We start from the raw sequence: 12447 nt of genomic DNA, 5'->3' as shown, positions 1-12447 counted from the left end.
GGTTACTGTCCGGCTGATTTGGCAGATTATTCGGGTCAAGTACCGTCAGCCCTGCCAGCGTATTCTCACCCAGCGCATCACGCCCGACTTTATCCGCCAGCAAAATAGCGGGGGCCGCATCGGTCAGAATATGTGTCAGGCGCTCACCGGTATAAACCGGATCCAGCGGCACATAGGCGCCCCCGGCTTTCAGCACGGCTAATACCCCCACCACCATTGCCGGTGAACGTGACACGCAAACCGCCACCCGTTGGTCCGGCGTAACGCCCAACGCGATCAGTTGATGCGCCAGACGGTTGGCACGAGCATTGAGCTCGGCATAGCTGAGGATCTGTTCATCGTATGCCACTGCCGCCTCATTAGGCGCATTCTCCACCTGTTGTTCAAATAACTGATGAATACATAACTGCTTAGGATACCGGGTTTCAATGACATTCCGGGTTTCTAATAACAACTTGCGCTCCGCTACAGTCAGGATATCGATTCCTCCGACCAATTGTTGAGGATTAGCTACCATCGCCCGCAGTACGGTATGGAGATAGCTCTCCTGTCGCTCAATAGTCGCTTGATCAAACAAGGCGGTGGCATAGTTCAGATAACCAACAATTCGGCCCTCCACCTCAAATAAATTCAGCTCAAGATCGAACTTAACCACATCAATAGCTTGCTCGACCGGTGAAACCACCAGTCCCGGCAGCCGCCATTCCGTGTTCTCATTGTTCTGCCAGGCAAACATCACCTGGAACAATGGGGTATGCGCCAGTCGGCGTGGTGGTTGCACGATTTCCACCACCTGCTCAAACGGCAGATCTTGGTGTTCCTGTGCCGCCAAGGCGGTTTGTCGCACACGCGCCAGCAATTCCGCTACATTGGGTTCACCGGATAAATCCATCCGCAACGCCAATGTATTCACAAAAAAGCCGATTAAAGATTCTACTTCCTGTCGACTGCGACCGGCGCTTGGCGTACCGATAACCAGATCTTCCTGACCGGACAGGCGCGATAGAACCGTCGACCAAGCTGCTAACAGGGTCATAAATAACGTGACGCCCTGTTGCTCACTCAGGCGTTTAAGGGATTGGGTTAACTCCGCATCCAGACTGACAGGCAAGATATTTCCGGCAAATGACTGCTGAGGCGGACGTGGCCGGTCAGTAGGCAAATCCAATAGAACCGGCGCATCAGCCAGCTTTGTGCACCAGTAGTTAGATTGGGACTGTACCTGTTCTGCCGACAGCCATTGGCACTGCCAAGCGGCGTAATCAGGATACTGAATCGTCAACGGCGGCAACGGATCCGACTGCTGGTTCAAGCAAGCCGAATAAAGCATCTCCAGTTCTGATTTCAGTATCCCTAAAGACCAGCCATCAGAAATAATATGATGCTGGGTTAGTAAGAAAACGTGATCGTCGTCAGCCAGTTGTATCAGACTGGAACGAATTAATGGGCCGCAGGCAAGATCAAACGGGGCTCCGGCTTCCTGAGCAGAGAGAGATGCAAGTTGGGTATCCGCATCCGGCACGTCACGCAGATCATATTTCTTCATTGGCAGGCCCAATGCCGTCGGCAACAATTCCACCTGTGGCTGGCCGTCAACAGCAACAAAAACAGAACGCAACGCTTCGTGACGGGCAAACAGCGTATCAAGCGCCTGCTGCCAAGCCGCGATATCCAGTCGCCCCTGCAAACGCAGAGCCAGAGGAATATGATAGGTCTCACTCACCCCCTCAAACTGCGCCAGGAACCACAGACGCTGTTGCGCAAATGACAGCGGCAATTGGCCCTCACGGGACAGTGGAACAATAGCGGGCAATATCCTACCTGATTCGTCAAACCGGGTACGCATCACTTCAGCAAAGGCCATCAAAGACGGAAATGTAAACAACGTGGACAGCGGTAATTCAATCCCCAACGCCGCTATCCGGTTCATCATCCGCACCGCCAGCAACGAATGGCCGCCCAGAGCGAAGAAGTTGTCATACCGGCTAATCCGTTCAACACCGAGTAATTCACGCCAGATAGCCGCCAATGTGGTTTCCATCTCCCCTGACGGCGCGGCGTAAATCTGCCGGGAAATAGCCTCTTCTCCCGGTGCCGGTAGCGCCCGACGGTCCAGTTTGCCATTCGGCGTCAGCGGGAAGGCATCCAGACGTACAAACGCGGTTGGCACCATATAATCCGGTAACACCGCACTTAAGTGAGTCCGCAGACGATTGACCAACTCTTCATTCTCTTCTGCCACTACATAAGCCACCAACCGTTTGTCCTGGCCGTCGCCCAACACCAGAACAACGGCTTCACTCACCATCGGATGTTCCATCAGCCGAGCTTCGATCTCCCCCGGCTCAATGCGGAAACCACGAATTTTCACCTGCTGGTCATTACGGCCCAGGAATTCCAGATTACCGTCCGGCAGATAACGGGCCAAATCTCCGGTCCGATACAGGCGAGCATCCGGTTTATCGCTAAACGGATCCGGCAGAAAACGTTCTGCCGTCAGTTCAGGACGGTTAAGATAGCCACAGGCAACCCCATCTCCGCCGATATAAATTTCCCCTTCCGCCCCCAACGGCACTGGTTGACCATTGGCATCTAACAGATAAACTCGCGTATTGGCTATAGGTCGACCAATGGGGATTCTCACCACTTCCGACGATAACGCTGTAATACGGTAGGTGGCGGTAAAGGTAGTGCCCTCACTGGGTCCATAGCCATTTAATAACTGTTGCGGCGGGCTATCACGCAGAACCTGCTTAATCACATGCGGGTCCAGCACATCGCCGCCGACAATCAAGATCTTGAGCTGAGGAAGAGCTGGGGACAACTCTGCCGCCAGCCGGTTAAACAGCCCGACACTCAACCACAGTACGGTAATGCGATAAGTCTGTAATGCCTGAGCAAACTCTTTAGGCGTTAGCACAGTAGCATGATCAATCACCACCAGCGTACCGCCATTCAACAAAGGCGCCCAAACTTCAAAGGTGCTGGCATCAAAAGCCGGATTAGCCTCAAACGCCACTCGATCATCCGGCCCAATTTCAGCGTATCCGTTATTAATCACCAGCCGAACCACCGCCCGATGCGACACCATTACCCCTTTGGGTGTACCAGTCGAGCCGGAGGTATACATAATATAGGCCAGCTCAGTACTGGAGCGGGGCAAGTCAGGATTGCGGTAATCTTCCGCTCTGATAGCGCCGATCTCATCAACCAACTTAACCGGGATATCAGTAAGCAATAACCTGGCTGAACAGTCGGTCATCAGCCAGTGCTTCCGCTCGTCCGGTACCCAGGGATCGATCGGCACATAAACAGCTCCGGCTTTGAGGATAGCCAACTGAGCCACCACCAGTTCAATAGAACGTTCTAACTGCACGGCAACCCGGTCATTCGGCTGGATCCCCTGCCCAATTAACCAGTGAGCCAGTTGGTTGGCGCGAGCATTTAATTCGGTATAGCTGAGAATGTGTTCTCCATACATCAATGCTATCGCATCAGGGGTATTTTCTGCCTGTTGTTCAAATAACCTGTGAATACAACACTGGTCAGGATATGGTGCCTGAGTCGCATTCCAAGTCTCCAACAACAGTCTTTTTTCTGCTGCTGGCAAAATATTCAATGCCCGTACTGGTGTCTCTGGCCCCTGTTCAAGCGCTTCTGCCAGACTTTCCAGCGCCTGTTGCATATAACTACATATACGCACTGGATCAATTGATCGAACGATTTGTGTCGTCAACCCTAGTGCGTCACCAAAATCCTCCACTGAAAGCACCAACGGATAGTTTGTGCGCTCTTGCCCGCTAAGGAATTCAATACCGCTGATGATTGCATCCGTGGCTATCGCCGACGCATTATGCCGGTAGTTCAATAAGGTGCTAAATAGAGGAACCTCCCCCGATACCCCACTGCAACGTTGAGCCAACGCCAGTGACGCATGTTCATGCTCCAGCAATCCGGCCAACCGGGTATGGGATAACCGCACACTTTCCTGTACCGAGGTATCATCTATATCCAGCCGCAACGGCAGAGTGTTGACAAACAATCCCATGCCGCTGTCAGCCCCTTCCCCGGCCTGCATCCTCCCAAACAGTACGGTGCCAAACACCACTTTCGCCTGTCCACTGATACGCGACAACACCTGTGCCCAGGCCAGATGACACAACGCAGCCAAACTGACACCCAGACGCCGGGCCTGGTTACGCAAACGGTCATTCAGCTCAGGCGTCAACATCCGGTGCGACTCCGCCATTTGTGAACCATCCCGATGGACTTCCGTCAACCCGAACGGTAGAGTCGGTTCATCCACTTCAGCCAACATGTCAGTAAAGAAACGGGTATGCTCGGCCTGACTCACCCCCAACCGGGCTTGCGCCACCAAATTGCGGAAAGGGACTGGCGCAGGCAAGCTATCTTCCTGTCCGGCAAGATAAGCCTGAACCTCACGGTTCATCACTTCCAGCGTCGTATGGTCGCCAATCAAATGATGCAACAATTGCAATACGCTCCAGCGGCCATCCTCCTCCTGAGCCACTACAAAATGCAGCAAAGGTGCTCGTTGCAGATCAATACGATATCGACGCGGATCAAAACGTTGAGCTAACTGGTCACGGACTAACCCATCAATCGGGTTCAATGTCAGTTCGGTGACTAACAATGAAGCCTGACGCCAGACCACCTGAACTGGTGTGGATAATCCCTGCCAGATAAAAACTGTACGCAGAATGTCATGACGGTTAATCACCTGTTGCACTGCCACCAAATAACTATCCAACAGGGCGCGGTCAGCAAAGACCATCTGACCAGCCAGCAAATACGGGTCGCCTTTATTCGCCAGCAAATGGTGGAACAAGATACCATCCTGCAACGGTGACAAGGCGTAAATATCCTGAATATTGGCAACCCCACCCGGTACTTGTTCAATGATATGGTTAATCTCAGTCTGAGTCAGATCAATCAATGGCAACATCGCCGGTATAAGTTCCGTAGTCTCCGGGGTAATGACATTCGCCGGTACCACTACAGCCTGTGATTGCCCTACTGTTTGGGCAAATTCAGATAACACTGGGGATTGGAATAAATCCCGTACTGCCAGTGTTAATCCCACATTACGCAAACGTTCAACCATCCGTACCGCCAGCAACGAATGACCGCCCAGAGCAAAGAAGCTGTCATGCCGACTCACCTGTTCAACGCCCAACAACTCGCACCAGATAGCAGCCAGCAGGGTTTCTGTCTCCCCTTGAGGCGCCTCATAAACTTGACGGGCAAATGCTCCCTCCCCCGGCGCAGGTAACGCCCGACGATCCAGCTTACCGTTTGGTGTCACAGGGAAGGTATCCAAACGCACAAAGGCCGCTGGCACCATATAATCCGGCAAAATAGCACTCAGATAGACACGCAAGCTGTTAACTAGTCCGTCATCCGCTTCTGCCACCACATAAGCCACCAACCGTTTATCCTGATCGTCGCCCAAAGCCAGCACCAGCGCTTCACTCACCGCAGGATGTTCCAGCAATCGAGCTTCGATTTCTCCCGGTTCGATGCGGAAACCGCGGATTTTCACTTGCTGGTCATTACGACCCAAGAATTCCAGATTGCCATCCGGCAAGTAGCGGGCCAAATCCCCGGTTCGGTACATCCGAGCATCGAGCTCACCACTAAACGGATCGGTCAGAAAACGCTCCGCCGTCAAATCAGGCCGGTTGAGATAGCCTCGCGCTACCCCGACACCGCCAATATAGAGCTCTCCAACCGCGCCTAACGGCACCGGCTGACCGTCAGTATTCAGCAAATAAACCCGCGTATTAGCTGTCGGACGCCCAATAGCAATGACGCCCTCAGTGTAGTCTGACGGACAACGCCAGGTGGCCGCACATACCGTGATTTCCGTTGGGCCATAGGCATTAAACACCGTTGCCCGACGACTCAGGGCTTGAAGCAGCACAGCGTTAGGTGCCTCACCACCGAGTATCAACGTCGGTCTTATTGTCATTTCCGGCACATCGGTCCCCTCCCGGAGTAGGGCCGGGGTTAGGCAAGCATGAGTTATCGCCTGTTCTTCCAGATAATGCCAGAGATAGCGAGGGTCCTGACGAACCGTATCGGCAGGGATCACCAAAGTGGCCCCACTGCACAATGCCATCATGGTTTCCCAGACACCAGCATCAAAGCCAAATGAAGCAAACTGCAACATCCGGCTACCCGGATGAATATCAAACTGAATGATTTTTTCCTGAATCAGGTTAACCAGCCCACGATGTTCGATCATCACTCCTTTGGGTATGCCGGTCGAACCGGAAGTATAAATTACATACGCTAGATAGCGTGGAGTTAATGCCGATATCTGTGGGTTGCTATCTGGCTGACCAAGCAATGAATTCGAGTCCAATACAGTTAGACCTGCCAGTACTTTTTCGCCTAACGCGGCACGTCCAGCATCATCCGCCAGCACAATAGCTGGCGCAGCATCGGTTAAGATATGAATCAGACGCTCCCCCGGATAGGCCGGGTCTAGCGGTACATAAGCACCACCCGCTTTCAGTACTGCCAGCAGCCCCACTATCCGCGCTGGCGAACTCGCTATACAAATTGCCACCCGTTGCTCTGGTACCACTCCTAACGTAATCAGTTGATGCGCCAACCGATTTGTACGGGCATTTAATTCGGCATAACTAAGGGCCTGCCCTGCATACACCAACGCCGTCGCATCCGGGGTTTTCTCTGCCTGTTGCTCAAACAGCCGATGAATACCATCGTGATCTGGATACGACGTTTCGGTTTCGTTCCAAGTTTCCAATAACAGCTTGCGCTCTGCTACGGTCAAGATATCGATTTTCCCGACCGGCTGTTGAGGATTAGCCGCCATCGCCCGTAGTACGGTATGGAGATAGCCCACCTGTCGCTCAATGGTCGGTTGATCAAATAGCGCGGTGGCATAATTCAGATAACCGACAATCTGACCTTCAACTTCAAACAAATTCAGCTCAAGATCGAACTTAACCACATCAAAAGCTTGCTCAACCGGTGAAACCGCCACTCCCGGCAACCGCCATTGCGTGTTCTCACTGTTCTGCCAGGCAAACATCACCTGAAACAACGGCGTGTGCGCCAGTCGGCGCGGCGGTTGTACGATTTCCACCACCTGCTCAAATGGCAGGTCCTGATGTTCCTGTGCCGCCAACGCAGTTTGTCGTACACGCGCCAGCAATTCCGCCACATTTGGCGCACCGGATAAATCCATCCGCAACGCCAGCGTATTGACAAAAAAGCCAATCAGGGATTCCACTTCCTGACGTCCGCGACCCGCACTTGGCGTACCGATAACCAGATCTTCCTGACCTGACAGACGTGACAGCACTGCCGCCCAGGCAGCTAACACGGTCATAAATAACGTGACGCCCTGTTGCTCACACAAGCGCTTAAGGGATCGGGTTAACTCCGCATCCAGACTGATGGGCAATAAGGCCCCGGCAAAAGATTGTTGAGTCGGACGTGGCCGATCAGTAGGCAAATCCAGGAGAACCGGTGCATCAACCAGCCTTGCGTGCCAATAATCAGATTGGGATTGTATGCGTTCAGCCGACAACCATTGACGTTGCCAGGCGGCGTAATCAGGATACTGAATCGCCAACGGTGGCAACGGATCTGACTGCCCAGCCAGAAACGCGGTATAAAGGGTGCTCAATTCACGCATCAACACACTGACAGACCAACCATCAAAAACAATATGATGCAGGGTCAATAAGAAAACGTGATTATCATCAGCCAGTTGTATCAGACTGGAACGAATTAATGGGCCACAGGCAAGATCAAACGACGTTTCAACTTCCTGAGCAGAGAGAGACGCAAGCTGCGCCTCCACATCAGGCGTGTCACGCAGATCATATTTTCTCATCGGCAAGCCTGATGCCGTCGGCAACAACTCTACCTGCGGTTGACCATCGACAGCAACGAAGACAGAGCGCAATGCTTCATGACGAGCAAATAGTGTATCAAGCGCCTGTTGCCAGGCAGCAATATCCAGCCGACCATGTAGACGTAAGGCCAGCGGAATATGATAAGTCTCACTCACCCCGTCAAACTGAGTTAGGAACCACAGACGCTGTTGCGCAAATGACAGCGGCAATTGACGCTCACGGGATAACGGAACGATAGCGGGTAATATCCTGTCCGACTCACCAAACTGAGCGCTTATCGCTTCAGCAAAAGTGGTCAAAGCAGGGAATGTAAACAACGTAGACAGCGGTAATTCAATCCCCAACGCCGCCAGCCGGTTCATCATTCGTACTGCCAACAACGAATGGCCGCCTAAAGCGAAAAAGTTGTCATATCGGCTAATTCGCTCGACACCCAGTAATTCACGCCAGATAGTCGCCAATGTGGTTTCCACCTCCCCTGATGGTGTAGCGTAAATCTGCCGGGCAAAATCTTCTTCCCCCGGGGCTGGTAATGCCCGCCGATCCAGTTTGCCATTTGGCGTCAGCGGGAAGGAATCCATACAGACAAAAGCGGCTGGCACCATATAATCCGGTAAAATCGTACTTAAGTGAATACGCAGACAATTGACCAATCCCTCATCCACCTCTGCCACTACATAAGCCACCAACCGTTTATCCTGACCGTCGCCGAGCGCCAGCACAACCGCTTCACTCACCGCCGGGTGCTCTATCAGCCGAGCTTCGATTTCCCCCAGTTCAATGCGGAAACCGCGAATTTTCACTTGTTGGTCATTACGGCCCAGGAATTCCAGATTACCGTCCGGCAGGTAACGGGCTAAATCCCCGGTGCGGTACATCCGGGCATCTGGAAGATGACTAAACGGGTCTGCCAGGAAACGTTCAGTCGTCAGTTCAGAACGATTAAGATAGCCACAAGCAACACCATCTCCACCGATATAGATCTCACCGGTTGCTCCCTGCGGCACCGGCTGACCATAAGCATCCAACAGATAAACCCGTGTATTAGCTATCGGTCGACCAATAGGGATTCTCATTACTTCTGGCGATAACGCCGTGATACGGTAGGTAGTGGTAAAGGTGGCGCCCTCACTTGGTCCATAGCCATTCAATAACTGTTGCGGTGGGTTATCACGCAGAACTTGCCTGATTACATGTGGATCCAGAACATCGCCGCCGACAATCAGGATTTTGAGCTGCGGGAGAGCCGGAGACAACTCTGCCGCCAGTCGGTTAAATAACCCGACACTTAGCCACAGCACGGTTATGCGATACGTCTGTAATGCCTGAACAAATTCTTTAGGCATCAGCAACGTGTCGTGATCAATCACCACCAGTGCGCCGCCATTGAGCAACGGCGACCAGACCTCAAAGGTGCTGGCATCAAAAGCCGGGTTAGCTTCAAACGCCACCCGATCATTTGGCCCGATTTCGGCATACCCATTATTAATCACCAGCCGAACCACTGCCCGATGCGGTACCATCACGCCTTTAGGCGTACCAGTTGAGCCGGAGGTATACATGATATAGGCCAGTTCAGTACTGGAGCGGGATAAGTTAGGATTGCGGTTATCTTCCTGCCTGATAGCACCCATCTCATCGGCCAGGTAAAACCGGGGGATCGCCAAATCAATCGGAATATCGGTAAGCAATAACTTGGCTGAACAGTCAGTTATCAGCCAATGCTTCCGTTCATCCGGCACCCGGGGATCAATCGGCACATAAACGGCCCCGGATTTTAAGATAGCCAATTGAGCCACCACTAGCTCAATAGAACGTTCTAACAGTACAGCGACCCGGTTATCCGGCTGGACCCCTTGCCCAATTAACCAATGGGATAGTTGGTTGGCACGAGAATTTAATTCGGCATAGTTAAGAATATGTTCTCCATACACCAATGCTATCGCATCAGGGGTGTTTTCTGCCTGTTGTTCAAACAGCCGGTGAATACAACACTGGTCAGGATATGGTGCCTGAGTCGCGTTCCAGGTTGCCAATAACAGTTTCTTCTCTGCTTCTGGCAAGATATTCAGTGCCCGTACTGGTGTCTCCGGCCGTTGCTCAAGCGCCTCTGCCAGACTTTCCAACGCCTGTTGCATATAACCGCACACACGTTTCGGATCAATCGGTTGAACTATTTGCGCCGTCAGTCCCAGTGCGTGACCAAAATCCTCCACCGACAAGACAAACGGATAGTTAGTTCGTTCTTGTCCGCTAAGGAATTCAATACCGCCGATGGTTGCATCCGTGGTAATCGACTGCGCACTATGCCGGTAGTTTAGTAATGCGCTAAAGAGGGGCGTTTCCCCCGGCACCCCACTGCAACGTTGAGCCAGCGCCAGTGAGGCATGTTCATGCTCCAACAATTCAGCTAACCGAGTATGGGCTAATCGTACACTGTCTCGCACTGGGGTATCATCTATATCCAGTCGCAACGGCAAAGTATTGGTAAACAGCCCCATTCCATTATCAGCCCCTTGCCCTGCCTGCATCCGTCCAAACAGCACGGTGCCGAATACCACTTTTACCTGTCCGCTGGTACGCGACAAAACCTGTGCCCAAGCCAGATGGCATAAAGTCGCTAAACTGACACCCAGACGTCGGGCCTGACTACGCAGACGATCATTCAGTTCAGGTGTTAACATCTGGTGCGATTCCATCACCTGTGAGCCATCCCGATGGACCTCCGTCAACCCAAACGGCAGCGTCGGTTCATCCACTTCAGACAACATGTCAGTAAAGAAGCGGGTATGTTCGGCCTGACTCACTCCCAACCGGACTTGAGCCACCAGATTGCGGAAAGGGACCGGCGCTGGCAAATTCTCTTCCTGTCCGACAAGATAGGACTGAATCTCGCCATGCATCACTTCCATTGTGGTATGGTCGCCAATCAGATGATGCTGCAATTGCAGTACGCTCCAATGACCATCGTCCTCCTGCGCCACTGCAAAGTGCAACAGTGGTGCTCGTTGCAGATCAATACGATAACGACGCGGATCAAAATGTTGAGCTAACTGGTAACAGGCTGGCCCATCAATCGGGTCTAGTGTCAGTTCAGTGACTAACAATTGAGCCTGACGCCAAACCACCTGAACTGGTGCGGATAATCCCTGCCAGAGAAAAGCCGTACGCAGAATATCGTGGCGATTAACTACCTGTTGTACTGCCGCCAAATAGTTGTCCAATAAGGTGCGGTTAGCAAAGACCATCTGACCAGCCAGCAGATACGGATCGCCTTTATTCGCGAGTAAATGGTGGAACAGAATACCGTCCTGCAACGGTGATAAGCCATAGATATCCTGAATATTGGCAATCCCACCCGGTACTTGTGCAATGATATGGTCAATCTCAGATTGAGTCAGATCAGCCAACGGCAACATTTCGGGTGTGAGTACCGTAGTCGCCGGGGTAATGACATTCTTCGGCACTACCACCGCCGGTGATTGTCCTACTGTTTGGGCAAATGCCGATAACACCGGAGATTGGAATAAATCACGCACTGCCAGCGTTAACCCCGCATTACGCAAACGTTCAATCATCCGCACCGCTAACAGCGAATGTCCTCCCAGAGCAAAGAAGCTGTCATGCCGACTCACCTGTTTAATGCCCAACAACTCGCTCCAAATAGTGGCTAGCAGAGTTTCTGTTTCCCCTTGTGGTGCAGCATAAACCTGACGCGCAAAGGCATCTTCCCCCGGTGCCGGTAGCGCCCGGCGATCCAATTTGCCGTTCGGTGTCAACGGGAAGGCATCCATATAGACAAATGCTGTCGGCACCATATAATCCGGTAAAATCGCACTTAAGTGAGTACGCAGGCGATTAATTAACCCCTCATCCGCTTCCGCCACCACATAAGCCACCAGCCGTTTATCCTGACCGTCTCCGAGCGCCAGCACAACCGCTTCACTCACCGCCGGGTGTTCCATCAACCGGGCTTCGATTTCACCCGGTTCAATGCGGAATCCCCGGATTTTCACCTGCTGGTCATTACGGCCTAAGAACTCCAGATTGCCATCCGACAGGTAACGGGCCAAATCTCCGGTGCGGTACATCCGGGCATCTGGAAGATGACTAAACGGGTCTGCCAGAAAACGCTCCGCGGTCAGTTCAGGACGATTGAGATAACCCCGTGCCACACCGGTCCCGCCAATATATAACTCACCCACAGCGCCTAACGGTACTGGCTGACCATACTTATCCAGCAGATAGAGGGTCAAATCCGGGATACGCGTGCCAATAGGACTCGTTGTCTGTTCTGCATCATGGCGAGCCAGTGCCCGGTAAGTGACGTGAACCGTGGTCTCTGTGATACCGTACATATTCACCAACTGAGGCAATGTCTCCTCACGCAGGGCATACCACGGCTTCAAAATACCCGGATCAAGCGCTTCCCCACCAAAGATGATATAGCGCAAGCAGTCCGGTAACGGATTGGCGATATAACTGGCAATAAAGGCTTTGAAGGCACTGGGGGTCTGATTCAGCACAGTGA

1 protein-coding gene is annotated in these 12447 nt (G+C 52.6%); it reads right to left on the bottom strand.

Translation table 11 applies throughout. The features are described 5' to 3' along the window. The coding region (locus EAE90_RS22200; protein ID WP_214055318.1) for a non-ribosomal peptide synthetase at window positions 1-12447 on the bottom strand (12447 nt) is incomplete at both ends.

Source organism: Photorhabdus caribbeanensis, assembly GCF_018448885.1.
Classification (GTDB): Bacteria; Pseudomonadota; Gammaproteobacteria; order Enterobacterales; family Enterobacteriaceae; genus Photorhabdus; species Photorhabdus caribbeanensis.
Note: the sequence above shows the minus strand (reverse complement) of the source record. Positions and strands in the feature narration are given on the sequence as shown.